This window comes from Deinococcus carri (assembly GCF_039545055.1).
Taxonomy (GTDB): domain Bacteria; phylum Deinococcota; class Deinococci; order Deinococcales; family Deinococcaceae; genus Deinococcus; species Deinococcus carri.
Genome location: NZ_BAABRP010000006.1, coordinates 80,425 through 103,856 on the forward strand (window position 1 = coordinate 80,425; position 23,432 = coordinate 103,856).

26 protein-coding genes are annotated in these 23,432 nt (G+C 67.8%); 6 read left to right on the forward strand and 20 right to left on the reverse strand.

Annotated features, from left to right (window positions below):
- Nucleotides 1-47 precede the first annotated feature (47 nt).
- A complete protein-coding gene (locus ABEA67_RS09745; RefSeq protein ID WP_345464525.1) occupies nucleotides 48-617 on the reverse strand; it encodes a DUF1802 family protein in 570 nt (189 codons plus the stop codon).
- Nucleotides 618-677: 60 nt separating this feature from the next.
- Nucleotides 678-1,034, reverse strand: coding sequence for a prepilin-type N-terminal cleavage/methylation domain-containing protein (locus ABEA67_RS09750; RefSeq protein WP_345464528.1), 357 nt, complete (start codon nucleotides 1,032-1,034; stop codon nucleotides 678-680).
- Nucleotides 1,035-1,389: 355 nt separating this feature from the next.
- Between ABEA67_RS09750 and dnaB the strand changes: the two genes are divergently transcribed.
- The 4 genes from dnaB (at nucleotide 1,390) to nrdR (ending at nucleotide 6,532) form a co-directional block, all read left to right on the forward strand.
- Entirely contained in the window at nucleotides 1,390-3,981 is a 2,592-nt protein-coding gene (dnaB, locus tag ABEA67_RS09755) for a replicative DNA helicase (protein ID WP_345464531.1), read from the forward strand.
- Nucleotides 3,981-4,673 (forward strand): NUDIX domain-containing protein, encoded by a 693-nt coding sequence (locus ABEA67_RS09760; RefSeq protein ID WP_345464533.1) that lies wholly within the window; start codon nucleotides 3,981-3,983, stop codon nucleotides 4,671-4,673. Before dnaB ends, ABEA67_RS09760 begins: the two co-directional genes overlap by 1 nt.
- A gap of 681 nt (nucleotides 4,674-5,354) precedes the next feature.
- Nucleotides 5,355-6,083, forward strand: coding sequence for an SDR family NAD(P)-dependent oxidoreductase (locus ABEA67_RS09765; protein WP_345464536.1), 729 nt, complete (start codon nucleotides 5,355-5,357; stop codon nucleotides 6,081-6,083).
- Nucleotides 6,080-6,532 carry a transcriptional regulator NrdR gene (nrdR, locus tag ABEA67_RS09770; RefSeq protein ID WP_345464539.1) on the forward strand — a complete coding sequence of 151 codons (453 nt, stop codon included), beginning with the start codon at nucleotides 6,080-6,082 and terminating at the stop codon, nucleotides 6,530-6,532. Before ABEA67_RS09765 ends, nrdR begins: the two co-directional genes overlap by 4 nt.
- 119 nt (nucleotides 6,533-6,651) lie before the next feature.
- Here the strand turns inward: nrdR and ABEA67_RS09775 are convergent, their stop codons facing one another.
- The 15 genes from ABEA67_RS09775 to ABEA67_RS09840 form a co-directional block, all read right to left on the reverse strand.
- On the reverse strand, nucleotides 6,652-7,089 hold the full coding sequence (locus ABEA67_RS09775; RefSeq protein WP_345464542.1) for a GNAT family N-acetyltransferase: 438 nt from the start codon (nucleotides 7,087-7,089) through the stop codon (nucleotides 6,652-6,654).
- A gap of 338 nt (nucleotides 7,090-7,427) precedes the next feature.
- The gene (gene zapE / locus ABEA67_RS09780; RefSeq protein ID WP_345464545.1) at nucleotides 7,428-8,555 is read right to left on the reverse strand and encodes a cell division protein ZapE; all 1,128 of its coding nucleotides are present in this window, start codon (nucleotides 8,553-8,555) and stop codon (nucleotides 7,428-7,430) included.
- Between the two features lie 140 nt (nucleotides 8,556-8,695).
- Nucleotides 8,696-9,457 (reverse strand): 3-hydroxyacyl-CoA dehydrogenase, encoded by a 762-nt coding sequence (locus ABEA67_RS09785; RefSeq protein ID WP_345464548.1) that lies wholly within the window; start codon nucleotides 9,455-9,457, stop codon nucleotides 8,696-8,698.
- Between the two features lie 127 nt (nucleotides 9,458-9,584).
- Entirely contained in the window at nucleotides 9,585-10,541 is a 957-nt protein-coding gene (locus ABEA67_RS09790; protein ID WP_345464551.1) for a branched-chain amino acid ABC transporter permease, read from the reverse strand.
- Nucleotides 10,538-11,428, reverse strand: coding sequence for a branched-chain amino acid ABC transporter permease (locus tag ABEA67_RS09795; RefSeq protein ID WP_345464554.1), 891 nt, complete (start codon nucleotides 11,426-11,428; stop codon nucleotides 10,538-10,540). Before ABEA67_RS09795 ends, ABEA67_RS09790 begins: the two co-directional genes overlap by 4 nt.
- A 90-nt stretch (nucleotides 11,429-11,518) precedes the next feature.
- Nucleotides 11,519-12,742 carry an ABC transporter substrate-binding protein gene (locus ABEA67_RS09800; protein WP_345464556.1) on the reverse strand — a complete coding sequence of 408 codons (1,224 nt, stop codon included), beginning with the start codon at nucleotides 12,740-12,742 and terminating at the stop codon, nucleotides 11,519-11,521.
- Between the two features lie 149 nt (nucleotides 12,743-12,891).
- Nucleotides 12,892-13,629, reverse strand: coding sequence for an ABC transporter ATP-binding protein (locus ABEA67_RS09805; protein WP_345464558.1), 738 nt, complete (start codon nucleotides 13,627-13,629; stop codon nucleotides 12,892-12,894).
- The gene (locus ABEA67_RS09810; protein ID WP_345464561.1) at nucleotides 13,626-14,384 is read right to left on the reverse strand and encodes an ABC transporter ATP-binding protein; all 759 of its coding nucleotides are present in this window, start codon (nucleotides 14,382-14,384) and stop codon (nucleotides 13,626-13,628) included. Before ABEA67_RS09810 ends, ABEA67_RS09805 begins: the two co-directional genes overlap by 4 nt.
- Before the next feature lie 140 nt (nucleotides 14,385-14,524).
- Nucleotides 14,525-14,992 (reverse strand): endonuclease VII domain-containing protein, encoded by a 468-nt coding sequence (locus ABEA67_RS19455; protein WP_425557175.1) that lies wholly within the window; start codon nucleotides 14,990-14,992, stop codon nucleotides 14,525-14,527.
- Nucleotides 14,993-15,082: 90 nt separating this feature from the next.
- Complete coding sequence (gene thyX, locus ABEA67_RS09815; RefSeq protein WP_345464564.1) at nucleotides 15,083-15,787, reverse strand: FAD-dependent thymidylate synthase; 705 nt, start codon at nucleotides 15,785-15,787, stop codon at nucleotides 15,083-15,085.
- Nucleotides 15,788-16,159: 372 nt separating this feature from the next.
- Nucleotides 16,160-16,666: a GNAT family N-acetyltransferase gene (locus ABEA67_RS09820; protein WP_345464567.1), complete on the reverse strand. Its 507-nt coding sequence runs from the start codon at nucleotides 16,664-16,666 to the stop codon at nucleotides 16,160-16,162.
- Nucleotides 16,650-17,165 (reverse strand): EVE domain-containing protein, encoded by a 516-nt coding sequence (locus ABEA67_RS09825; RefSeq protein WP_345464569.1) that lies wholly within the window; start codon nucleotides 17,163-17,165, stop codon nucleotides 16,650-16,652. Before ABEA67_RS09825 ends, ABEA67_RS09820 begins: the two co-directional genes overlap by 17 nt.
- A gap of 16 nt (nucleotides 17,166-17,181) precedes the next feature.
- On the reverse strand, nucleotides 17,182-18,219 hold the full coding sequence (locus ABEA67_RS09830) for a permease prefix domain 1-containing protein (protein ID WP_345464572.1): 1,038 nt from the start codon (nucleotides 18,217-18,219) through the stop codon (nucleotides 17,182-17,184).
- Nucleotide 18,220: 1 nt separating this feature from the next.
- Nucleotides 18,221-18,601 carry a hypothetical protein gene (locus ABEA67_RS09835; RefSeq protein ID WP_345464575.1) on the reverse strand — a complete coding sequence of 127 codons (381 nt, stop codon included), beginning with the start codon at nucleotides 18,599-18,601 and terminating at the stop codon, nucleotides 18,221-18,223.
- A complete protein-coding gene (locus ABEA67_RS09840; protein WP_345464578.1) occupies nucleotides 18,598-18,942 on the reverse strand; it encodes a PadR family transcriptional regulator in 345 nt (114 codons plus the stop codon). Before ABEA67_RS09840 ends, ABEA67_RS09835 begins: the two co-directional genes overlap by 4 nt.
- A 187-nt stretch (nucleotides 18,943-19,129) precedes the next feature.
- Between ABEA67_RS09840 and ABEA67_RS09845 the strand changes: the two genes are divergently transcribed.
- Nucleotides 19,130-20,206: a S1C family serine protease gene (locus tag ABEA67_RS09845; protein ID WP_345464581.1), complete on the forward strand. Its 1,077-nt coding sequence runs from the start codon at nucleotides 19,130-19,132 to the stop codon at nucleotides 20,204-20,206.
- A 48-nt stretch (nucleotides 20,207-20,254) separates the two neighbouring features.
- Nucleotides 20,255-20,473, forward strand: a complete 219-nt coding sequence (locus ABEA67_RS09850; RefSeq protein ID WP_345464583.1) for a hypothetical protein — start codon at nucleotides 20,255-20,257, stop codon at nucleotides 20,471-20,473.
- An 84-nt stretch (nucleotides 20,474-20,557) separates the two neighbouring features.
- On the opposite strand, the gene ABEA67_RS09855 is transcribed toward ABEA67_RS09850, so the two are convergent.
- From ABEA67_RS09855 to ABEA67_RS09865, 3 genes are read right to left on the reverse strand one after another with little or no spacing between them, the layout of a single operon-like run.
- Nucleotides 20,558-21,469 carry an aldose 1-epimerase gene (locus tag ABEA67_RS09855; protein WP_345464585.1) on the reverse strand — a complete coding sequence of 304 codons (912 nt, stop codon included), beginning with the start codon at nucleotides 21,467-21,469 and terminating at the stop codon, nucleotides 20,558-20,560.
- A complete protein-coding gene (rlmB, locus tag ABEA67_RS09860) occupies nucleotides 21,466-22,182 on the reverse strand; it encodes a 23S rRNA (guanosine(2251)-2'-O)-methyltransferase RlmB (RefSeq protein WP_345464588.1) in 717 nt (238 codons plus the stop codon). The genes ABEA67_RS09855 and rlmB overlap by 4 nt, the downstream gene beginning before the upstream one ends.
- A 59-nt stretch (nucleotides 22,183-22,241) precedes the next feature.
- Nucleotides 22,242-23,267: a PAS domain-containing protein gene (locus ABEA67_RS09865; RefSeq protein WP_345464591.1), complete on the reverse strand. Its 1,026-nt coding sequence runs from the start codon at nucleotides 23,265-23,267 to the stop codon at nucleotides 22,242-22,244.
- Nucleotides 23,268-23,432: the final 165 nt, after the last annotated feature.

Consider the following 23,432-nt stretch of genomic DNA (forward strand, 5'->3'; position numbering starts at 1 on the left):
GTCGTGGGTTGTGGACTGTGACAACGGGCAGGGAAGCTCAGGCTGCTTCAAAACTCACGGCTGAGGGCAGCTTCTACCTCCAAGCGCCGCCGCTCCATCTCCTCTTCTGTCAGCACTGGCGGCCCCGCCTCCACCGTCATGTCTGGCAGCGGCACCCAGCTCACGCATCCCAGCATCTCGGGCGTTTCCGGCAGCACCAGGGGCTCGCGCAACGGGCGCACCCGCAGCAACAGCGCGTGGACCCAGGGCCGGTTGCGGTAGTGAAACCGCCGCTCGATGGCTCCCGCCGTCAGCGCCTGGTATGGCTCCAGGGCAAGGGCCTGATCCAACGATTCGACTTTATGGACGGCCACCACCTCGGCCAGCGCCGGAAGGACGATGCGTCCCGGCTGGGGGTCTTCGCGCAGGAGCGGGGTGAACTCCGGCCTCAGCTCGGCGGGATTCTGGTGCAGGAAGGTGGGGTAGAGCAGAAACGCGCGGTGCTCGACCTCGAAGCCTGCGTGCGTCTCCATGACGCCCCCCTTGCGGATGAGGAGGGCAGAGGAGCCGGAGGTGAGGGCCTGGCACTGGGTGTCCCATTCTTTGAGGGCAGTGGTGGAGGGTGCAGTGGGGGTCATGGGGAGAGGGTAGCGCACCAAAAAAAGTTGCCCTAGAGGGCAACTTTATGTAGATACAATTTAGTTGAGGTTGAGGGGTACCGTCTGAGCGGCGGAGTCAGTGCCGTTGAGGGTATAAATGTACGTGATGGCGTTGCTGGTGGCGTTAACGGCGGCAGACTTAACATAGGCTGGCAAGGCACCTGCATTGAGGTCAGTACCCTCACAAGCTTTACTGGCGATAGAAACGTTAGGATTCTCAAGAGAGTATTTAGTGGCTGCAGTAGCACAATTGCGTGCGTAAGCCTGAGCACCAGTTTGGACAGCCTTCCCACGTGCACCCAACAGGTTGGGAATTAGCACCGCCGCCAGAATCCCGATGATCGCGATCACGATCAGCAGCTCGATGAGGGTAAAGCCCTGGGTTCCGTTCTTCATAGTGTCTCCTGGTTTGGCCGTCGGGTTAAGGAATCGGGAGAAGGTCCCTCGGGCCGGGGATGGCTTTTGCAGGTGCGGGAATCTCCCGTCCTTGCTGACATCACGGTATTCAGCCAGTCCTAACAGGACTCTTACGCTGGCGGGCATGTTTGGGGGGTTGGGGGTGTCTGCCTCACGGGGGCTGCGGTGGTATGATGCGCGGCAGTTCGGCCCGGCCCACCCCAGTGGTGTGGTTCAGGCGAATGGGCGACCGGCCCTCACACCGGCCCCAACCCTCATTTCACCCCTGCACGCGCGGCGCGCCCCGGTTCCGTCCGGGCGGCGCGTTTCCCTGCCGCGTGCGCGAAAGGCCCGCATGGAACTGACACCGCGCGTTCCCCCTCACAGCAATGAAGCCGAGATCAGCGTGCTGGGCAGCGTGCTGCTCGACAACGACACGCTGAGCGCCCTGGGCGACACCGTGGCCCCGGAGATGTTCTACCGCGAGGGCCACCGCAAGATTTTTGCCGCCATGCGCACCCTTCAGGAACGCGGCGAGCCGGTGGACCTGGTGACCCTCAGCGAGGATCTGCGCGTCAAGGGCCAGCTCGACGAGGTGGGCGGTCTGACGTACCTGATCGGCCTCTCGGACCAGGTGCCGACCGCCGCCTATGCCGAACACTACGCGCGCATCGTGCAGGAAAAGCACACGCTGAGGCAGCTTATCGGGGCGTCGGGCAAGGCGATGCAGCTCGCATACGAGGCGCAGCTCCCGCTGGAAGACCTGCTCGACCGCGCCGAGAAGATGATCTTCGAGGTGGCCGAGCAGAAGAAGAAGGGCGAGGCCTTCCAGGCGATGGGCGAGGTAGTCCACGACACCTTCGAGTACATCACCCTGCTGCACCAGAACAAGGGCATTCCCGACGGCGTGAGCAGCGGCTTCCGCGACCTCGACGAGCAGATTTCGGGGTTGCAGAAGGGGAGCCTGAACGTGCTGGCGGCGCGGCCCTCGATGGGCAAATGCGTGACGGCCGACACCCTGATCGACGTGCCGGGGAGCGGGGAGCGCCTCACGGTGGAAGCCTTTGTGCGGCGGCAACTGCCCACGGTCCTGAGCGTGACGCCAAGCGGCGAGGTGCGCGAGTCCCACGTGGGGGCCTGGATTGACAGTGGCGTGAAGGCCGTTCGCCGGGTCACGACCCGCACGGGCCGCGTGGTGGAGACGACGCCGCACCATCCCTTTCTGGGTGTGGATGGCTGGACGCCCCTGTACGACCTGAAGATCGGGGACCGGATTGCCGTCCCCCGTGCCGTTCCGGTGTTTGGACAGCAGGACACCCTCAGCCCCGAACGCGTGCGCCTGCTGGCCTACCTGCTGGCCGAAGGCGGCCTGACGCAGAGCAGCCCGAGGTGGACGAACGCGGACCCCGCGCTGGTGGAAGACTTCCGTGCCTGCCTCGCCGCCGAGTTTCCGGAAGTGGAGATGGTGGCCGATGCCCGGACAGGGATTGACTACCGCCTCAGTCGCCGCTGGCAGCCGGGCGAGCGCAAGGACAGGCCGAACCCCCTGACGGACTGGCTGCGTGAACTCGGGGTGTGGGGCCAGCACGCTGAGGCGAAGCACTTCCCGGCGGTGGTCTGGACCCTGACCCGCCCCTCCCTTGCCGCCTTCCTGCGCGTGCTGCTGAGCTGCGACGGAACGCTATACGCCCTGGCCGGCAAGGCCCGCATCGAGTTCACGGTGGCGAGTGAGGCGTTGGCGCGTGACGTGCAGCATGCGCTGGTCCGTTTCGGCATCTTGGGCAAGCTGTGGCGCAAGGGCGAGCGTGCCTGGCGGGTGGAGGTGACCGACCCGCGCAGCGTGGCCGACTATCAGATGCAGATCGGGTGGCTGGGGGAAAAGGCGGGGCGGCAGATTCCTGTCAGTGCCGGAACCCGCAGCAATGTCGGGCACCCGCCTGCCGGAGCCTGGGTGCATGTGCGCCGGGCGGCGGGGGCACGTGGCCTGAGCTTGGCGGCCCTTGCCCGCGCGGCTGGGGAGAAGACGGACTCCGGGTTCAATGCCCACACCGGGCGCGGCCTTCCTCAGTCCCGCGCGGCCCGGTACGCGGCGGTGCTGGACGACCCGCACCTCACCCTGCTGGGCAGCGACGCGCTGTACTGGGATGACATCGTCAGTATCGAGGACGTGGGCGAGCGGCAGGTGTACGACCTGACGGTGCCGGGCGACGCCAACTTCATCGCGGCCGACATCTGCCTGCACAATACGGCCTTCGCCCTCTCCATCGCCCAGAACGTGGCCCTGCGCGGCGAGAAGACGGTGGCGGTGTTCAGCCTGGAGATGCCCAGTGTGCAGCTTGCCCTGCGGATGCTGTGCAGCGAGGCGCGGGTGGACATGAACCGCATCCGCTCGGGGCAGCTCAACGAGCGCGACTTCGAGCGCCTGGCCCACGCCGCGGGTCGCCTGGCCGACGCCCCGATGGTGATCGACGACGAGCCGGACCTGACGCTGAACGCCCTGCGCAGCAAGCTCCGGCGCATCGCCGCGCAGCACGGGCAACTAGGGCTGGTGGTGATCGACTACCTGCAACTGATGTCGGGCGGCAAGAGCAGCGGCGGCAGTGACAACCGTCAGCAGGAAATCAGCACCATTTCACGTGGTCTCAAGGGGCTGGCGCGTGAAATGGAAGTGCCGGTTATCGTCCTCAGCCAGCTCAGCCGTGCTGTGGAACAGCGGCCGAATCATAGACCGATGCTGTCGGATTTGAGAGAATCTGGCGCAATCGAACAGGACGCAGATATCGTGATGTTTATTTACCGCGACGAGTATTACAACAAGGAAACCGACCAGCAGGGTATCGCCGAGATTATCATCGGCAAGCAGCGTAACGGCCCGGTGGGCACCGTCAAGTTGCAGTTTCACAGCGCCCATGTCCGCTTCAACGACCTCGCGCCGGAGGGGGTCTGATGCCCGAGGACGTGAAGGCAGCCCCCGGCAGCGCGGGCGCGCAGCGGCGCAGGCGTCGGCGGCGGGGGGGCCGTCCGGCGAGCCAGAACAGCACGCCCGCTCCCGGCCAGGTGCTGAGCGCGACGAGCGTGCCGGTTCCCGCCGCGCCCAGCAAGCGCGGGCAGAAGCACAAGCGCCCGCTGGCCGACCCCCGCATCGGCGTGGGCTGCATCATCCTGCGCGGCGACGAGATTCTGCTGGTGCGCGAGCGCGGCCGCTGGTCCCTGCCCAAGGGCGGCCTGGAGTCCGGTGAACTGGTGCAGGAGGGCGCGCGCCGCGAAACCTACGAGGAAACCGGGCTGGTGGTGGAACTGCGCGACCTCGCCTTTATCGTGGAGTTCCAGGCCCAGACCTGGGGGCACCACCTCCAGTTCTTCTACACCGGGCGCGAGGTGGGCGGCACGCTGCAACCCCGCGACCCCGACCGCGACGTGCAGGAGGCCCGCTTCGTGCCCATCCGGCAACTGCGCGAGTTCATCCGCTTCCGGCCCCGCCTGGTCGCGCTGGAAACCTGGCTGCGCGAGCGGCGGCCCCGGCATTTCGTGTTCAATCTCGACAAGGAACCCGCCATGCTCCGCAAGCGCCGGCGGGTGGGGGTGGGGGCCGTGCAACCTGACCTGGCGGACGAACCCACCGACGAGGCCGACCTCTAGTCCCGGTCGCTCTGTCCTGCCGCCCCTCATACGGTTTCCGTCCAATCCGTTATCGAAGCGAGAAAGCGCCGTTTCGATAACTCCTTTCCCGGCAACCGTTTCCTTCCTCCTCGCTCCGCTCGGGTTGAACAGTTACAAAAACTGTTCAACCGGAATCCGTATCAAACAATGGTGCGGACAGTTTTGCATCCTCTTGCGAGAGGTGTATTCGAAAGTAGCGTGCAGGATGTAAAAAGCCCCTCTCTCCTTGCGGGGGAGGGGTTGGGGAGGGGGGGTGGACGGCAACGCCGTCCCAGCGTGGGAAAGGTCCAGGAAGTTATGAATCTGTCCACACCATTGATCAAAAGGCGCGTGCTGGACGGTGGAGCGGCGACATGCCCCGGCTTCTTCTGCTATCATCAGAATATGAAGCGGGCGTTACGTAACAGGTCCTTCCGTCCGGGGGACACTTTCTATCCCGTCAGCGGACGCGGGTACGCCCACGTCTGCCCCTCCTGTGGTCAACCGCTGGCCCTGTACGACCTGCGCGACGGCGATCAGGCCTACTGGTGCGATCCCTGTGGCAGGGGCCACCGTGCGGGCGATCCACCGGCCGAGGCCTTGCGGCCCCTGCCCAATGCGGGTTGACCCCGAATGTTCCTGCGCCCCTGCCTCCTGCGGCGGGGGCGCTATGCTGGGGCCATGACGCCCGCCCTTTCCCCCTCCTCTCCCGGCTCCGGTACCCAGGGTCCGGGGGTGCTGGCTGGACAGATCGTCGCGGTGACGGGTGCCGATCAGGGGTATGGCCGGGCCATCAGCGCCGGGCTGGCGCGGGCAGGGGCCAGCGTGGTCCTGATCGGCAGCAACAGTGAGACGCTGGCCGTGGCCGCCAGCAGCCTGGAACTCGCGGGCGGCACCGCCATCCCCATCAAGGCCGACGTGGGCGTGCCGCTCGACTGGCTCAGCGCCCAGAACCGCATTCTGGAAATCTTCGGGGCGCTGCACGGCATCGTCCACCTCGCCGACAAGCGCGCGCACACCAACTTCACCATGCTCAGCGAGAACGAGTGGATGGACCTGTTCAACTGCAATGTGAAGAGCAGCGTCGCCATCGCGCAGATCGTGGGCCGCCGCCTGCCGGGCACCTGGCTGACCATCGTCGGCCCCCACCTCGACGAGGCCGGGCTTCAGGCCTACCCCCAGCGCGGTGCCCTGCGCGGCCTGGTCGAACAGGCCCACGCCGAGGACCTGCGCCTGAATCTGGTGCTGCCCTCGCGCGCCAGCAGCGGTGAGGAAGCCCTCGACCGCCCGCTGGCCGACGCGGTGCTGGCCCTCGCCACGCCCGCCCTCGCGCACCTGCGGGGCACGGTGCTGGAAGTGCCGCTGCCCCCGGTGCCCAAAATGCGCGTTACGGAAGTGAATGCCCGTTGAAGTGCCCCTACTGCTCCGCGCCCGACTCCAAGGTCGTGAACTCGCGCCCCAGTGACGACGGGGCCAGCATCCGCCGCCGCCGCGAGTGCCTGGGCTGCGCCCGGCGCTTTACCACCTACGAACGCGCGCAGCTCGAACCGCTGATGGTGGTCAAGCGCGGCGGCCAGCGCGAGGCCTTTAACCCCGACAAGCTGCTGCGCGGCCTGACCCTCGCCACCGAGAAACGCCCGGTGGACCCCGAGGCGCTGCGGGCCTTTGCCTATGGCTTCGAGGACGAGGTGGGGGCCTCCGAACTTCCCAGCGAGGAAATCGGCCGCCGCGCCATGACCTTTCTGCGCCCACTGGACGACGTGGCCTATATCCGCTTCGCCAGCGTCTACCGCGATTTCGACAGCCTGGAGCGCTTCATCGAGGAGATTCGCGGGCTGAAGGCGGAGGACGACGGCTAGGGCGGCGCTCCGTTCCGTTGCCGCGTGTTCTGGGCAGCAACTCCACTTCACGCCGCCCTTATCACGGTTTCTCACTTCGTTCGGCCCAGAAAGGTTCGGCAACCTTTCTGGGCACCGCCCTAGGCCAGCTCGACGCGGCTGTCCCGGTAGAAGGCATTCGTCGGCACCCTGACCAGCTCCCGCGTGTTGTGGAAACCCAGCGAGCGGTAGAAGGCGAGCTGCCCCGGCCCGTCATCGGTCAGCAGCACCATCTGCATGACGTGGGCGTACCGCTCCAGCACGGCTTCCATGAGTGCCCGGCCCACGCCCCGGCGCTGGCTGTCCGGATGGACCAGGATGTCCTGCACGTACAGGATGCTCACGTCGTCGGTCACGCCGCGCACCAGGCCGAGGAGCGTGCCCGCCTCATCCCGCGCGGTCCACACGAAGCCCGACTGCCTCAGGGCGCGGGCCAGGGCCTGCGGGTCGCGGGTGTAGCTTGTCCAGCCTACCGAGGCGTACAGGGCCAGCAGCTCGGAAAGGTCGGGGGGAGGGCCGGAAAGGACGGTCAGGGTCACGCCGCCATCCTGCCTGACGCCCCGCCGCGCCCCATCCGCCGAAGGGCCTACCTGGTCCCAACTGACGATGGTGGCCGTCGCCATGCCCTCCCTTGACCGGCGCACATAGCCTGAAGGTTAGACCTACGAGATTTTGGATTAGTGCTTGATGCTCAGTGCTTGATACGGACTCTGAAAGGTTGACTTGTCCCCCTGACATCCGGCTGGACCCGTGGAGCTGCGCAGCAGAGGGAGAAGGAGGAGAGACAGGTTCCGCGGTATGAACTTGTAAAGCTGCACAACAAGCGGCGCTTTCCACTTGTTGCGGCTGGGGTGCGGACTCCGTATGACCTGGCTTCTCAAGTGTGCAGGCTCTGCCTCGTCTCGCTCGTCATCTCAGCGAGGCGAGAGAGGCAGCGGGCGTATTTCTTGGCGTATCCGCGCTCCCGGTAACTTTCGTGAAACAGGTCGTCCAGCGAGACGCCTGTCAGGCCAACCCGGAGGCCCAGCTCGTAGACCCGGTCGATGAAGTGGACGAACCGGATGGCGGTGTTCTCACGTAGCGCCTTCTTCGGGTGCGTCATAGGAGTCAGGTTCACCACGCCCAGCGCTTCGACCCCCTCTAGTAGAGAGGACAAGGCAGCAGGATGTACAGCCAGCAGCAGGTGTTGCAGCTCTTCGCTGCCCAGTTGGGCCAGAGTGTTTGGGTCTTGCCGGGTCACCCAGGGCTGGTACTCCCGGGGAGAGAGCAGGTCTCTGGACAGGTAACCCTGCTGCCGGAAGTCCGTTCCGTCGATGCGCAGGGCATCGAAGTGCGTGGTCAGGGCGCGAATCTGTTCCTGAAATCGCGCGGCGTTGAAGCGTCCTTCTCCCAGGGCACCGGGCGGTGTGTTGGAGGTAGCGAGAACGTGTGTACCGCGGGTCATGATCTCGCCGAGGAACGTGTTCGCCAGGTGGGTGTTGCCGGGGTCGTCCAGTTCAAATTCGTCGATGCACAGGAGCTTCACCTCTGCAAACGCCTGAATGGCCCGTGGCATTCCCAGCACGCCGATGATGGACATCAACTCCTGAAAGCCCGCCAGTTTGACCGGCTGCGGCAGTTCAGGGTGTGCGGGTTCCCCGTCCCCGAGGACAGCGAAGTAGGCGCTCACCAGCAAGTGTGTCTTACCCACACCAAAGCCGCCGTCGAGGTACAGGCCGCGGCTCTCGGGCTTGGCGCGGCGAAACAGGCGGGAGAGAAGCGAGGGGACTTCGGGCCTGTTCAGGTGCTGGATGAACTGCTCCAGGCGTTGCCGGCCCTGTGCCTGGGAGGGAAAGGCCGGATTGGGCATGTAGTTCGAGAAGCGGACCTGCTCGAAGCGGCGGCCCGGTCGCAAGGAGGTCAGGAGGCGATGGGGTTCCAGGTTCGGCTGGCGGATCAGCAGGTCAATTCCAGGCGGCGAGACGGTCACGATGCCACTTCCTTTCGGGTGGACGGCAGGGGCCATTCACACTCTGATGGAGATGCCCTTGCCTCTCCTCCGGCTTGTCCCAGTGGCTGACCAGCAGAGCCGGTGCGGCGAACGGTGCAGCGCATCCACGATGGTGTCGCGGGCCGCCCGTCTGGCCTCTGATCCCACCGCGCCGCTCACCGGGGGGCCATCCTGATCGCGCCGTCCAGTCGAATCGTCTCGCCGTTCAGCATCGGATTCTCGAAAATCTGCCGCACCAGCCGGGCGTATTCCTCGGGGTGGCCCAGGCGCGAGGGGAAGGGCACCTGTGCGCCCAGCGACGCCTGCACCTCCTGCGGGAGTCCGGCCAGCATGGGCGTCTCGAAGAGGCCCGGCGCAATTGTCATCACGCGGATGCCGCCCCGCGAGAGGTCGCGGGCAAGGGGCAGAGTCATCCCCGCGACGCCCGCCTTGCTGGCCGCGTAAGCCGCCTGCCCCACCTGACCGTCGAAGGCGGCGACGGAAGCCGTATTGACGATGACGCCGCGCTCGCCGTCCCCCTCCGGCGGGTTGTCCAGCATCGCCTGCGCGGCCAGGCGCACCACGTTGAAGGTGCCGATCAGGTTCACGCGGATCACGCGCTCGAACAGCTCCAGCGGGTGCGGCCCGCGTTTGCCTGCCGTGACGGCGGCGGGAGCGACACCCGCGCAGTTCACCGCGCCGTGCAGGCCGCCGAACGCTTCCCGCGCCGCCACGATGGCCGCTGCCACGTCGTCCTCGCTGGTCACGTCCGTCCGCCGGAACAGGCCCCCCAGCTCACGGGCGAGGGCCTCCCCGGCCTCCGCGTTCAGGTCGAGCAGGACGGGATGCCCGCCCGCTTCCGCCACCATCCGCGCGGTGCCCGCCCCCAGCCCGGACGCGCCGCCCGTGATCAGGACTGTCTTGCCGCTCAGGTTCATGCGTCCTCCTGTTTTCCGTTGGTCTGCCCAGGTTCTAGCACCTCCCGGCAACACAAACCCCCGCACGTTGGCGGGGGCTTCTGCTTCTCTGGCTGGCCGCTGGCGGCTGGAAGCTGACCGCTGTCCCCTACCTGCGCCTCAGCCAGTGCTGCACCGTGCCCACCACGCCCCGGCGGAAGAACAGCACCACCAGCACGAACACCAGCCCCGTCACGATGCCGACGGGCAGGTTGGCGGTGGTCAGGGTGTCGCGCAGCAGCAGCACCAGGCCCGCGCCGATCACCGGGCCGAACAGGGTGCCGGTGCCGCCCAGCAGCGTCATCATCACGACCTCGCCGGAGGTGCGCCAGTTCAGCACGTCGAGGCTGACCACGCCGTGCCCGAAGGTGAACATGCTCCCGGCCAGCCCCGCGAGGGCCGCGCTGATCAGGAACGCCGTGAACTTGAAGCGGCCGGGGTCAAAGCCGATGCTCTGCGCCCGCTGCTCGTTGTCGCGCACCGCCTGGAGGGCCTGCCCGAAGGGGCTACGGACCGTGCGGTAGGCGACGGAGAAGCCCAGGGCGAACAGCACCAGGCAGAAGTAGTAGCGGGTGATGGAGTCGCTGAAGTCCAGCCCCAGGAAGCTGGGCCGCGCGAAGCCCTGGAGGCCGTTCTCGCCACCGGTCACGTCCGTCCATTGCAGCGCCACGAACGAGATCATCTGCGCGAAGGCCAGCGTGATCATGCTGAAGTAGATGCCGATGGAGCGCACGCTCAGGAAGCCGATGGGCACCGCGAGCAGCAGCGCCGAGGCCGTCCCCCCCAGCAGGGCGACCGGCACGCTCTGCCCGTGCGACAGCAGGAAGGCCGTCACGTAGGCACTCGTGCCCCAGAAGGCCGCGTGCCCGAAACTCAGCAGGCCGGAAAAGCCGAACAGCAGGTCGAAGGCCACCGCGAAGAGGCCCCAGGCCAGGATGTCCAGCGCCAGCACCGGGTAGATCAGCCGGGGCAGAATCAGCAGCACCACCCCGAGGCCAATCAGCCAGGCGGCGCGGCTCATGCGCTGGCGATCCGTGCGGGCGGCGGTGCGGGGCAGCACCGTCATTTCGCCCCCTCCGGCAGCCCGAAGAGGCCGCTGGGGCGCACCAGCAGCACCAGCGCCATCAGGATGAACACCAGCGTGTTGGCGATGGGCGGGTACAGCGCCGCGCCGACGGCCGCCAGCACGCCCACCGCGAAGCCGGTGACCACGCTGCCCAGGATGCTGCCTAGCCCGCCGATCACCACCACCGCGAAGGTCGTGATGATCAGCTCTGCACCCATGTACGGCTCGACCGAGTAGATCGGCGCGGCCAGCACCCCGGCCAGCCCCGCCAGGCCCACACCCACGCCGAATACGCCCGTCACCCATTTGCCCACGTCGATGCCAAAGGCGCGCGTGACGCCGGGATTCTCCGTGCTGGCGCGGATGATCGCCCCCACCCGCGTCTTTTCGATCACGAACCAGGTCAACAGGCAGATTACCAGGCTCAGCCCGATCACGAACAGGCGGTATTTCGGGAACACCACGAAGCCCAGGTTCACCACCCCGGCGAGCGCGGCGGGCGGCGTGTAGGGCGCGCTCGACACCGCGTAGTGCGAGAGCATGAACTGCTTGACGAGGTCCTGCGTCAGCAGCGTCAGCCCGAAGGTGAGCAGCAGGTTGTAACTGGGGTCCAGCCCGTACAGCCGCGAGAGCAGCGTTCGCTCCAGCACCATGCCCAGCAGCGCCACGATGATCGGCGCGAGAATCAGGCTGGGCCAGAACCCCAGCCCGAACGCCTGCCCCAGCGCAAACGCCGCAAACGCCCCCAGCATGTACAGCGCCCCGTGCATGAAGTTCACGATCCGCAGCATCCCGAAGATGACCGCCAGGCCCAGGCTCAGCAGCGCATAGAAGGCCCCGTTTACCAGGCCGTTGAACACCTGAATCAGTAGAAGTTGTGTATTCATGGTGGGTCTCAAGGTCGAAGGTCGAACCGTCCAACGGCACCGGGCGAACCGGTGGTTAGACCCTTAGACGGTTTGACGGTCAGACCTTCCTCACATCTTGCACTTGCTCTCGGACAGCGGCTGGAAGGCGCGCGCGGCGGGAATGGTGGCGACCCGGTTGAAGTAGTCGCCGTTTTCCTTGGCCTGGGCTTTCGGCTTGACCTGCACGGTGTACACGTCGAGCAGCACGCGGTGGTCCTGGGGCCTGACGTAGGCGTTGCGGGCGAAGAAGTCGCTGAAGCGGTGGCCTTCGAGCGCCTTCACGACCGCGTCGCCGCTGTCGGTCTTGGCGCGGGCGACCGCCTGGAGGTAGGTCATGGTGGCGGAGTACACGCCCGCCTGCGCCCAGGTGGGCTTCTTGCCGAAGGCTTTCTCGAAGCGGGCGGCCCAGTCGCGCGCGCGCTGGTCCAGATTCCAGTACCACGGCACCGTCGCCAGCGCGCCCGAGAAGGCGTCCTGGCCCAGCGCGGCCACGTCCGTCTCGAACAGCAGGCCGATCCCGAGGCCGATGCCCTGCTGGCGCAGGCCGAACTCGTTGTACTGCTTGACCACGTTCACCAGGTCCGCGCCCGCCTGCATGGTGCCGAACACCTTGGGCTTGAGGCCCTGGGCCTTGAGCAGGTAGCTGGAGAAGTCGGTGTTGGGGAAGGGCGTGGCGTCGCTGGGTGCGACCAGCTTGCCCCCGTTTTCCTGAACGGCCGCCGTCATCTGGCGGTTGAGGTCCTGGCCGAAGGCGTAGTTGGGGTAGATGATGTACCAGGAGTTGCCGCCGCGCTTGGTGACGGCGGTGCCGGTGCCGTTGGCGAGCATGTAGTTGTCGTAGGCGTAGTGGAAGGTGTACTTGTTGCACTTCTCGTTGGTCAGGGCGGTGGTGCCGCCGGTCACGACCATGACGGGAATCTTCTTCTGGCGGGCCACCTCGCTGGCGGCGAGCGCGGCGCTGCTGGTGGGCAGGTCCATCAGCACGTCCACGTTCTGGCGGTCGATCATCTCGGCGGCCTTGTTGCTCGCCACGTCCGCCTTGTTCTGGTGGTCCACGCCCACGACCTGCACCTTGCCGCGGAAGCTGGAGTTCATCGCCATGAAGTCGGCGGCGGCCATCTGCGCGGCCTTCACGCTGCCCTGCCCCGAGAGTTCCGAATACACACCGGAGAGGTCGGTCAGCACGCCCACCCGCACCACGTTGTCCGAGAGTCTCAGGTTCTGCGCGAGCGCGACCGTCATGGCGGCGAGGGCGGCGGTGGAGACGAGGGCGGTCAGGGTCTTTTTCTGCATGTTCTTCCTCCGGGAGGGAGTGGGGATGAGGGCGGCGCTCCGTTCCGTTGCCGCGTGTCCTGGGCAGCAACTCCACTTCACGCCGCCCTCATCACGGTTGGTCACTTCGTTCGGCCCAGAAAGGTTCGACAACCTTTCTGGGCACCGCCCTAGACGCTCAGATACCGCAGCAGGTCGGCGCGGCGGGCCTCCACCTCGTCGGCGCGCACCTCGTCCACCACGTGCCCGTCCACGAACACGTAATGGCGGTCGGCCAGGCGGGTGGCGAATTTGAGGTTCTGCTCTACCAGGATGACGCTCAGGCCCTCGCGCCGCAGCTCCTGGAGCATGTCCCCGATGCGCTGCACGATGACCGGGGCGAGGCCCTCGCTGGGTTCGTCGAGCAGCAGGAGTTTCGGCCCCGACCGCAGCACGCGCACGATGGCGAGCATCTGCTGCTCGCCGCCCGAGAGCTTGCTGCCGGGGTGGTGGCCGCGCTCGCGCAGCACCGGAAAGGCTTCCAGCGCCCGCTCGGTGCTCCAGCCGCCGGGCCGGGCCGGGGGCAGTTCCAGGTTCTCGCGCACGGTCAGGCTGCTCATGATCGCGCGTTCCTCCGGCACCCAGGCCAGGCCTCGCGCGGCGACGCGGTTGCTGGGCAGGCGGGTGATGTCCTGCCCGCCAAAGGTGACGCTGCCGGTGCGGCTTCTCAGCACGCCCATGATGCTCCGGAGAGTGGTCGTCTTGCCCGCGCCGTTGCGGCCGATCAGGCTGACCACCTCGCCGGGCATCACGTGCAGGTTCACGCCGTGCAGCACGTGGCTCTGCCCGTAATAGGCGTTCAGATCGCGGACTTCGAGCAGTGGGGCCGCCGGCGCGGCGGGGGCAGGGGAGACGGCGGGCGCGGTCATGCGTGCGCCTCCTCGCCCAGGTAGGCCTCGATGACGCGCGGGTCACGGCGCACCTCGTCGTAGCGGCCACTCGCCAGCACCTGCCCGTACTGGAGGACCGTGATGCGGTCGGCCAGCTCGGACACCACGCTCATGTTGTGCTCGACCAGCACCACGGTCCGGCCCCGCGCGACCTGCCGCACCAGCGCGATCACGCGGGCGATGCCTTCGGACCCCATGCCGCTGGTCGGCTCGTCGAGCAGCAGCACGCGCGGGTCCTGGGTCAGCGAGATGCCGATTTCCAGTTGCCGTTTCTCGCCGTGGCTGAGGTCCGCCGCCAGCCGCTCCTGCGCGCCGTCCAGGCCCACGTCGGCCAGAATCTGGTCGGCGCGTGGCCCCAGCGTTTCCAGCCGGGAGAGCGGCGTCCAGAACTGTCCCGGCAGGCTCGTCGGCGATTCCAGGGCGACCAGCACGTTGTCGCGCACGGTCAGGCTGGGAAAGACGCTGCTGATCTGAAAGGACCGGCTCAGGCCCCGCCGCACGATGGTATGGGGCGGCAGGGTGTCGATGCGCTCCCCGAACAGGGCCACCTCACCGCTGGTGGGGCGCAGAAAGCCCGACAGCAGGTTGAAGAGGGTGGTTTTCCCGGCCCCGTTCGGGCCGATGATCGCGTGAATCTCGCCCTCGCGGACCTGGAGGTTCACGTCGTTGGTGGCGCGAAACCCCCGGAAGTCCTTGACGAGGTGGCGGGCCTCCAGGGCCGTGGGGACCGTCACGGCGATGCGCCGCGCTCCCGGTCCGGCGTGCAGATGGACAACTCTCTGGGCATCCTCCCCCCTTTCCCGATTCTCAGTTGTGGTGCAGGAAGGAGTCTAGCAAGGGCCGATCACAGCCGTGTTACAGCGGTAGAGGGGGTCTACCCCCGGTGCAGCGCCTGCCACTCGCGGATATAGCTAGCCAGCGCCATCAGGATGTCAGGACTTTCTTGTGCCATACCTAAAGCTACGTTGCATTGCGTACACAAAATCCCCCGAACTTTGCCGGTGGAGTGGCAATGGTCTATTGCGTGCCCCGCTCTCTCTCTGGTGATGACTCTGTTGCAGGTCAAACAACGACCGCCTTGTATGTCCCACAATCCATCGAACTGTTCGGGAGTAAGACCATACTTTCTACGCCTGGCGCGATCTCGCTCTGCGGTATTTCCAAATCTAGCTCGATACTCTTTGTTGTAATTCACCTTGCAAGGTTTGCAGTAGGAGTAAAGACCGTCTTTAGAGTATGGACCGCGATCCATCGGAAACTCTGCCGCCGTTTTGATGACCTTGCATCTGCGACACAATTTATGGCCTTCCGGCACATGAACGGGGGTGCTATGCTCTGACATGCAATGCCTCCTTTTTAGGCGTTGCCACCGCCCCGGCAGGTAACGACTGCGCGGGGCTTCGACTATTTGAGAATAGTACTCTTCATCGCACTAACGCATATTTTTCAGGAGTCTCCACTCCCGGAAGGTCACCGGGAACAGCGGCCCGGCCAGCTCCGCCATCGCCCGCGCATAGAGGCGTGTCTCATACTGCGCCCCCTCGTGGTCCCGCAGTTCGAGGAAGTGCAGCAGCGAGCGCACATTAAAGGTGTAATAGCTCTCGGTATACAGGCTGAGCGGCAGCACCCCCCGCGCCTGCTCGCGCGTCACGCCGAGCGCCAGCAGCTCCTGATACGCCCCGAAGGCCTGTCGCCAGGCTTCCTCCCACACGCGGGCCGCCGCCGCCTGGTCCAGCGTGCCGTCGTCCTCCACGCTCGCCTGCCGGTTGCTGGGGGCCTGCTTGCGAAACGAGGGCGGGGTGAAGTTGCGCTCCTGCATCTCGACGTAACGACCCGAGATTTCATTTTTTGAGACCCCAACTCTATGACGCACCAGCTGTCTATCTACAAAAATAGGGCAAACAATCTTAAAGGTAATCAGGTTGTGTTCAAAAGGACTGCCGTGCTGATGCCGCAGCAGGTAGCGAATCAATTTCTCGTCGCGTTCATTAAGCGGCGCATTCGAGTCACCACCGAAGCTGACCCTTGCAGCATTGGTAATCATCTTGTCGTCGCCCACGCTCTGCACCAGGCTGACGCTGCCCAGGCCGTCGCCCAGGGGGAAGAGGGTGGGGGGGGAGACATCGGTCGCAGTCATCGGCCACAGCTTAACGCCCACCCCCGGTCGGCGGGACGGGCGGGAGACTCGGGAAAGCAGAACTTCAGCGGCGGCCAGAGCGGACGCGTACCGGGACACGCTGCGGCCGGGGCCGTTCCTGGCGGGCGGCCAGCAGCAGCGACAGGGCGATCACCAGTCCCGCGAACAGAAGGGTCATGCGGCAGTCTGGCAGGGGGCCTCTGACAGAAGCGTGACAGCCTTGCCCGCAGCCCGGCTCATACGGATTCCGTCCAATTCCTGAACAGTCGGGAGGGCACTGCCTGTTCATCCATTTCCCGAAATTCGCCCTTGTTCCTTCTCCCTCTGGTCGGATTTCCGGGTGTTTTCAATACCCTTCAATCGGAATCAGTATCAGTGGGCGGGCAGGTCCAGCCGCAGCAGGTGGACCTCGCCGTCCCCGGTGCTCAGCCGGGTCAGGGGCGTGAACCCGGCCTTCTCGTAGGCACGGACAGCGCGGGTGTTCGCGGGGCTGGGGTCAATCAGCACCCGCCGCAGCTCCGGCCGCTCTGCCCGCAGGTGCGCGAGAAAGGCCGTCACCACCGTCGCCCCCAGCCCCCGCCCAGTCAGGTCCGGTTCGCCTATCAGCAGGTCCACGCCCCACGTCTCGCCCGAGGGGGCAGCCCAGGGCGCGAATTCGTGGCCGGGCGTCACGCGCTCGCGCTGGATGAAGCCCGCCGCGCGCCCGTCCACCCGGAACACGAAGCCGGGCACGTCCCGCCCGGCGCGGAAGTAATGCGCCTGCACCGCCCCCAGCGTCCGCTCGCCGTCGTCCCAGAAGGCGCGGACGTGGGGGGCCTGGAGCCAGCCGTGCAGCAGCGGCAGGTGCGCGGGCGTGAGCGGTTCAAACGTGACTGGCATGGAGGTCCACCCCCGCCGCTGCCAGCGCCGCCCGGAACTGCGCTTCTGTCACGGGCAGCACGCTCAGGCGGGTGCCCTTGCGGGTGAGGGGCGAGTCCTGCCACTCGGGCAGCGTTCGCAGCGTGTCCAGCGGCAGCACGGCCGGGAAGGCAAAGGCCGGAGCCACATCCACCATGCTCCAGCGCGGGCTGTCGGGGGTGCTTTTGGGGTCGTGGTAGGCGCTGGCCGGGTCGAATTGCAGGTTGTCGGGGTACGCCTCCCGCACCACCCGCGCGACGCCTGCCACGCCGGTCTGCCCCTTGCCAGAGCGCTGGGCGTTGGAGTGGTAGAAGAGGCAGAGGTCGCCTGCCCGCATCTCGCGCAGGAAGTTCCGCGCCTGGTAGTTCCGCACGCCGTTCCACGGCTCGCACCCCACCCGCACGAGGTCGGGGTAGCCGAAGACGTTGGGTTCGGATTTGAGGAGCCAGCAGCGCTGGTCTGGGGGCGGGGCGGGGGGCATGGGGAAGAGGGTAGCGTCAGGGCGCGACTTCCCGCACGGTCCAGCGGTCGCCCGCCTCGTTGTACCTGAACTCCGGCAGGGGCACGGGCTGGTCGGTGTCGCTGGGCCGGATGACGAAGATGGCCTCCCCTGTGGCCTTCACGTCGCGGCCCGTCTTATAGGTGGCCTCCGCGGCCTGCCGTTGCAGGGCCAGCAGCGTCCAGTGGTTGAGCCGCAGGCGGCCCAGGTCGGTCTGGCCGTCCAGTTGGTGCAGCTCGACCACTCCGCCGGAGACGCGGCTGCCGTGGCTGGTGCCGCTGCCCCCGCTGTAGGCCGTCGCCCCCTTCTGGCTGGGCGGAATGGGCAGCCCACTGCACCACAGCACGCCGTTGAGGTTGGAGTTCGGCACACGCAGGCCCTGCCGCTCCCTGGGTCCCGACTGCACCGTGAGCTGCACATGCACCGGCTCCTGCTCGCGGCAGGTGCTGGCCCAGGGTTCGTCGGCGTAGGGGAGGGGGGTGCGGGTTTTCCACCACTCGCGCCAGGTGGGGGAGCTGTAGAACACCTGGCCGGACGTGCCGGGCAGGGCGGGGAGCCTGGCCCGCTGGCGGCCCAGTGTGCCCAGCCAGGCCACCTCCACGAAACGTGTTCCGGGCGGCGTCTTGAAGTCGTACCCCGCGTAGAGGGTGGGCAGGGACCCACCGTTGCTGAAGCTGTTGACGTCTACCGGCCCACTCCAGCGCACTCTGGTCTGCCCCGCCGTCCCCCACACCTGCCACCCCACCCAGCCCGCCACCAGTGCCGCCACCACCACCCACCCCAGCGGTGTCGTCAGGAAGTGCCCCAGGAGGTCCCGGTTCGTCGTGCCGGGGTCGCCCATCGCCCTGACCGCCAGGTACTCGGCCTCCTCGCGGGAAAAGCCCTGGTGCTGGAACTCGGCCGCGCGCTCCAGCAGGTGCGTGCGCAGTTCGGCGGCGGCATCCAGCCGTTCCTGGTGCGGCAGGCCCAGCGTGGCGCGGTGGATGTAGGCATCCACGCTCGGGGCACGGCCCGCACGGAACAGGCGGCGCGTCACGCTACTCCACCACCTGCACGGTCAGCGTCTGCTGGACGTTCCGCCCCTGGCGGTCAGAGACCAGGACGGTGATGCTCTGCCGTCCCAGCTCGGCATTGCGCGCCGCCGTGACCTGAAAGAGCGCCGTGTCGGTGGCCCTGAGGTCCTGTTGGAGGGTCACGGTCCGCAGGCCCCGTGTTCTCAGGTCCAGCACGTTGAGGCGGTAGCCCTCCTGCTGCTCGCCCTCGAAGACGTACTTGTTGAACCAGACGGTCACGCTGGTCGTCTGTCCCCGGTGCAGCTGGAGGGCAGTGGGCGAGAGCCGGAGCGTGGCGTCGGTCAGGGCCGGGGCGCAAGCACTCAGGCTCAGGGCGAGGGCCGTCAGGGCAGCAATTCTTTTCATGTGACCACCTTTTCTAGAAGCCTTTCCAGCAGCAGGGCGTCCAGTGCCCCGCGCAGGGTGCGCCATTCCTCGCGCTTGTCCCGCAGGGCCGCTTGCCCGCTATCCGTCAGGCGGTAGACCTTGCGCGGCGCGCCGCCCTTGTCGCTGGGCTGCCACTCGCTCTCCACCCACCCGGCCCGGACCAGCCGGTGCAGCGCTGGGTAGAGGCTGCCTTCACGCAGGTCGAACAGACCGCCGCTGCGGGCGTTCACGTGCTTCAGGATGTCCAGCCCGTAGCGCGGCTGGTCTTGCAGCGCGGCCAGCAGGGCCAGGTCGAGCGTGCCGGACTTCAGCGGATTCATGCGGGGCCTCCCGCTCCTAGATTCTTATATTGCAAGACTCTTGTCAAGCAAGACAACACGGATTCTGTCACTCGCTCTGCTCGGATGGAATCACTTCGTCAACGATTCCATCGGAGTCGGTATAAGCAACCTGGCCTCCGTACCTTCCGGCACCCTGTTTCATCCGGAGCCGCTCTACCATGTCACCGTGCGTCCCCTGCCCTGGCTTCCCGTGCTGCTGCTGCTCGCGCTGACGGCCTACCTGCTGCCCGAGTGGCGGTCCGCGCCGCCCAGGACAGACATGTCCAGCCCCCCCGTGGTCACGCGGACCCTTCCCAACGCGCTTCCCGAGAACACGCGGGAACTGTTTACGCGGTCGCGCCCGGCGGTGGTGAGGGTGGAGAGCCTGAACCCCAGCCGGGGCGAGGAGGGCATCGGCACCGGCTTTTTCATCTCCCAGACGGGGCAGGTGCTGACGGCGTACCACGTGGTCGCCAGCGGGCAGCTCTTTCAGGTGCAGACGCTCGCGGGCCGCCGCCTGCCTGCCCGCGTGGCCGCCTACGACGCGCAGGCCGATGTGGCGCTGCTTCAGGTGCAGGGCCGCGGCCCCTTTCCTGTGCTCAATCTCGCCACCCGCCCGCCGCGTGTGGGCGAGACGGTGCTGGCGATCGGCAACAGCGGCGGCGACTTCCTGCAACCGCGGCGGGGGCAACTGCTGCGGCTGGGGGCCGAGGCGGGCCGCGCCGACTTCCCCCAGGGTACGCTGGAGATGACGGCCCCCCTCGCGCCCGGCGACAGCGGCGGCCCCATCATCGACGGCAACGGGCAGGCCATTGGCGTGGTCAGCTATATCCGGGTGGACGACAGCGGCCAGACCCGCGCCAGCTACGCGGTACCTGTCACCGAGGGCAACGACCTCATCACCGCGCTGCGGGCCGGGAAACAGCGCGACGTGCCGGTGGTCGGTCTGGTGCTGGACGTGAACCACAGCGGCCTGACCGACCCCCCCGGCGGCGTCGTCTCCCGCGTGGCGAAGGGCAGCCCCGCCGCCCGCGCGGGCCTGCGGGGTGCGGCGCTCGACGAGAACGGCAACCTCGCCCGGCTGGGCGACGTGATCCTCAGCGTGAACGGCCAGCGCACCCGCAACGCGAACGAGGTCATCAGCGCCATTCGCCGGGCACAGGTGGGCGACACCGTGACCCTGGGCTATCTCCGTGGCGGGCAGCCGCGCGAGGCCCATGTCACCCTGGTCGGGGAGCGCACCGTGCCGGACCTGAACGAATAATCACCGGCCTCCCCACCGGGCCTCACCAGCCTGGGAAAAACTGGAGTCATGTCCCGTGCCTTCGTGAAGGAAGACGGTGGCGAACGCTGGACGCCGCCTGCCCTCCCCCGCAGCTACCGCCTGGTCTGGTCCGGACCGGGCGGCCCCGAAACAGTCCACCAGACCGACGACCTGCTCGAAGCCCTGCGCTGGCTCGCCGCCCGTGACCGGCCGGGCTTCGAGTTGCGCGACCAGGACGGTGCCCTGCTCGCCACACTCGCGGCCTAGGGGCCTGGCGGCCTGTAGAGGAAGGTGGGAGACAGCGTCTGTGTCTCCCACCTTCCCACAAACACACCATGCGCTACAGGTCCGCTACCACGTCCCCTCCAGCGTGATTCTGGCCGTGCCCGCTAGGCTCTGCCCCGGCGCGAGGGTGCGCATGTCGGTGCCGCCCACCCCGCGCGCGGCGAGGTTGAAGGCGTCGGTGGCGTGGGTGACCGGTTCCAGGGCGAGGCTGCCGTCGGGGGCGGTAAAGACCACCAGATGCGAGTACACGCTGTCAGCGGTGAGCGTGAGTGCCCGGTGGTGTTCGCCACCTGTGGCCCAGTCCAGCTGAGCCACGCCGTCCCAGGCCGTGTAGGTGCGGTCAATCTGCCGCTCCCCGACCTCGGCGGGCGTCCGGTAGTCCTCGTCCGGGTGCAGCGGGCGCGCGCCGCTGGTCGGCAGGTGCTGCTCGTCGGTGTCGTAGGCCAGGGCCGCGTCGAAGGAAAGCCGGGGGTCCACGCCGTCCTGAAGGCGGGTGAAGTAGGGGTGCAGGCCCATTCCGGCGGGCATCTCGGTGGTGTCCGCGTTGGTCAGGGTCACGCTGAGGTCGAGGTGGGGGCCGTGCAGGAGGTACTCCACGCGGGCGGTGAAGGCCCAGGGCCAGTTCATGTCGCTGAAGCTCCGGCTGTCGAAGTCGCACCGGAGATGCCGTTCCGTGACGCGGGTGACCTGCCAGGGCCGGTTGCGCACGTCGCCGTGCTGGGTCAGGCCGTCTTTCGTGGTGGGCCGCAACTCCACCTCACGGCCCGCGAAGGTGAAGTGCGCGTCGCGGATGCGGTTGGAAAAGGGCAGCAGCGTGAAGCAGGCGCACTGGCTGCTGGTCTGCACGTCGGCTGGGTTCACCTGCCGCAGCACGGGCCGCCCCGACGCCGCCCTCAGGTTCAGCACGCTGGCCCCCAGGTCCGGCAGAATCTCCAGCGTCAGGTGTTCGCTGGCGAGACGCTCCACGCGGAACGTCACTTCTTGCCCCGGTTGCGGGTCGCCTCATACAGCAGGATGCCCGCCGCGACCGAGGCGTTGAGGCTCTGCACCTGCCCGCGGGTGGGGATGCGGACCAGAACGTCACACTTCTCGCGCACCAGGCGGCGCAGGCCCTCGCCCTCCGCGCCGATCACCAGGGCGAGTTTGCCACCCAGGTCGGTGCGGGCCAGGTCCTGGGCGGCCTCACCCGCCGCGCCGTAGACCCACACGCCGTCTTCCTTGAGCTGGTCGATCAGGCGCGGCAGGTTCTTGGTCTGCGCGACGGGCAGGTGGCTGGTGGCCCCCGCCGCCGTCTTGGCGACTACCGGCGAGAGGGGCGCGCTGCGGCGTTCCTCCACCACCACGCCGTGCGCGCCCAGCACCTCCGCCGAGCGGATGATCGCGCCGAAGTTGCGCGGGTCGGTGATGCCGTCGAGCAGCACGATCAGCAGTTCCTCGCCGCGCGACTCGGCCCGGTCGAGAATCTCGTCCACGCTGGCCCAGGCGAGGTCCTCCACCTCCGCAATCACGCCCTGATGCTGGGTGGTGCCCGCGATCTGATCGAGTTCGATGCGCGGGGCGAACCTCAGGCGCACGTCATGGCTCTTGAGGTCCCGCACGAATGCCTCCTCGACGCCGCGCGCGACCAGCACCTCTGTCACGCGCCCGTCCCTGAGGGCTTCCAGCACCGGATTCCGTCCGTACAGCAACATGGATGCAGTCTAAGTCCAACACCTGCCGGGGCAGTGGGGGCCGGGGCGGGGTGGTGTCCTCAGCCGCCGGCCTCGGCCCAGGCCTCGGGGCCTGGCCGGGCTTCCAGGACCAGCAGTTCCTCGGCCGCCCCGGCCCCCGCCGCCACCCGCCGCAGCCCCAGCGTGAGCGCGCCGCCCCGCTCCAGCGGCACGTCGGCCCCGGCGAGGCCGTCGCGGACGGCGCGGCGCACCAGGTGCTGCACGGCCTCCGAGGGCGCGCCTGCGAACCCCGGCCAGGCCCACAGCACCTGCCCGGCCAGCGGGGTCCAGCCGGGGGCCAGCTCGGTCAGGCCGCTGCTGGCGTGCAGCACCGTGCCGTCGAGCTGAAGCAGGGCGGTCGGCGTGCCGGTGCCCTGAAGCAGGGCCGCCAGGTGGGCCGCCTCGGCGTGTTCGGCCGTCACGTCCTGAAGGGTCCACAGCACGCCCGCCGCCTCGCCCCCGAAATAGGGCCGGGCCTCACCGCGCAGCCAGGCCCGCCCGCCCCCGGCCACGCTGAGGCGCAGGTCGGGCAGCCGCAGCGCCCGCCCCGCCGCCGCCTGCATCAGTCCTGCCCGGCAGGCCTCGCACTGGGGCAGCACCTCCGCCAGGGTGCGCCCCATCACCGCGTCCCCGGTCTGGCCGAACAGTTCCAGCCAGGGGCGGCTCACCTGCCGGAAGGTCAGGTCGGCACTCAGCCAGGCGGCGGGCACCGGCAGTTGCGTGATCAGAACTTCCGCCTCGCGCTGCGCCCGGCCTTCCTGCGCCGCCGAGAGCAGCAGCGTCAGCACCTCCACCGCGCCCGGCTGAAGGGGCGCGTCCGCTGACCACAGCAGGCCCAGCAGCGCCCCGCCGCGGGTCAGCCACGCCAGCTCGCCCCGGTCCAGCCACTCGTCGGGGGGGACCAGCTCGCCCCCCACCCGGGTGCCGCCGCCTGGTTCCAGCCGCAGCACCTGCCCCCCCTGGCCCACCGCCAGCAGCGACGCCCCCGGTGCATGCACCCGCAGCAGCGCTCGCAACGCCGTATGCAGGGGTTCGGGGAGGCCGGGAGCGGCAGTCAGGTCGGTCATGGCGGGCAGCATTTCCGGGGGACAGAACGGCTCCCCTTGCCCGGCATGCTGGCACAGCAACTCTTACGCGCCTCATACGGCCCGCATGCGGCGGGGCGGTCCCCTGGCTGTCAGAAGGCCGGAAGTTCAGGGCTTTGCTGCGTGGGGGTGAGGGGGTCTTTTTAT

What these genes read in the sequence shown, in the direction of transcription:
- ABEA67_RS09745 (WP_345464525.1), bottom strand. Translation starts at nt 617, where the DNA reads ATGACCCCCACTGCACCCTCCACCACTGCCCTCAAAGAATGGGACACC.
- ABEA67_RS09750 (WP_345464528.1), bottom strand. Translation starts at nt 1,034, where the DNA reads ATGAAGAACGGAACCCAGGGCTTTACCCTCATCGAGCTGCTGATCGTG.
- dnaB (WP_345464531.1), top strand. Translation starts at nt 1,390, where the DNA reads ATGGAACTGACACCGCGCGTTCCCCCTCACAGCAATGAAGCCGAGATC.
- ABEA67_RS09760 (WP_345464533.1), top strand. Translation starts at nt 3,981, where the DNA reads ATGCCCGAGGACGTGAAGGCAGCCCCCGGCAGCGCGGGCGCGCAGCGG.
- ABEA67_RS09765 (WP_345464536.1), top strand. Translation starts at nt 5,355, where the DNA reads ATGACGCCCGCCCTTTCCCCCTCCTCTCCCGGCTCCGGTACCCAGGGT.
- zapE (WP_345464545.1), bottom strand. Translation starts at nt 8,555, where the DNA reads ATGGCCCCTGCCGTCCACCCGAAAGGAAGTGGCATCGTGACCGTCTCG.
- ABEA67_RS09785 (WP_345464548.1), bottom strand. Translation starts at nt 9,457, where the DNA reads ATGAACCTGAGCGGCAAGACAGTCCTGATCACGGGCGGCGCGTCCGGG.
- ABEA67_RS09790 (WP_345464551.1), bottom strand. Translation starts at nt 10,541, where the DNA reads ATGACGGTGCTGCCCCGCACCGCCGCCCGCACGGATCGCCAGCGCATG.
- ABEA67_RS09795 (WP_345464554.1), bottom strand. Translation starts at nt 11,428, where the DNA reads ATGAATACACAACTTCTACTGATTCAGGTGTTCAACGGCCTGGTAAAC.
- ABEA67_RS09800 (WP_345464556.1), bottom strand. Translation starts at nt 12,742, where the DNA reads ATGCAGAAAAAGACCCTGACCGCCCTCGTCTCCACCGCCGCCCTCGCC.
- ABEA67_RS09805 (WP_345464558.1), bottom strand. Translation starts at nt 13,629, where the DNA reads ATGACCGCGCCCGCCGTCTCCCCTGCCCCCGCCGCGCCGGCGGCCCCA.
- ABEA67_RS19455 (WP_425557175.1), bottom strand. Translation starts at nt 14,992, where the DNA reads ATGTCAGAGCATAGCACCCCCGTTCATGTGCCGGAAGGCCATAAATTG.
- thyX (WP_345464564.1), bottom strand. Translation starts at nt 15,787, where the DNA reads ATGACTGCGACCGATGTCTCCCCCCCCACCCTCTTCCCCCTGGGCGAC.
- ABEA67_RS09820 (WP_345464567.1), bottom strand. Translation starts at nt 16,666, where the DNA reads ATGCCAGTCACGTTTGAACCGCTCACGCCCGCGCACCTGCCGCTGCTG.
- ABEA67_RS09825 (WP_345464569.1), bottom strand. Translation starts at nt 17,165, where the DNA reads ATGCCCCCCGCCCCGCCCCCAGACCAGCGCTGCTGGCTCCTCAAATCC.
- ABEA67_RS09835 (WP_345464575.1), bottom strand. Translation starts at nt 18,601, where the DNA reads ATGAAAAGAATTGCTGCCCTGACGGCCCTCGCCCTGAGCCTGAGTGCT.
- ABEA67_RS09840 (WP_345464578.1), bottom strand. Translation starts at nt 18,942, where the DNA reads ATGAATCCGCTGAAGTCCGGCACGCTCGACCTGGCCCTGCTGGCCGCG.
- ABEA67_RS09850 (WP_345464583.1), top strand. Translation starts at nt 20,255, where the DNA reads ATGTCCCGTGCCTTCGTGAAGGAAGACGGTGGCGAACGCTGGACGCCG.
- rlmB (WP_345464588.1), bottom strand. Translation starts at nt 22,182, where the DNA reads ATGTTGCTGTACGGACGGAATCCGGTGCTGGAAGCCCTCAGGGACGGG.
- ABEA67_RS09865 (WP_345464591.1), bottom strand. Translation starts at nt 23,267, where the DNA reads ATGACCGACCTGACTGCCGCTCCCGGCCTCCCCGAACCCCTGCATACG.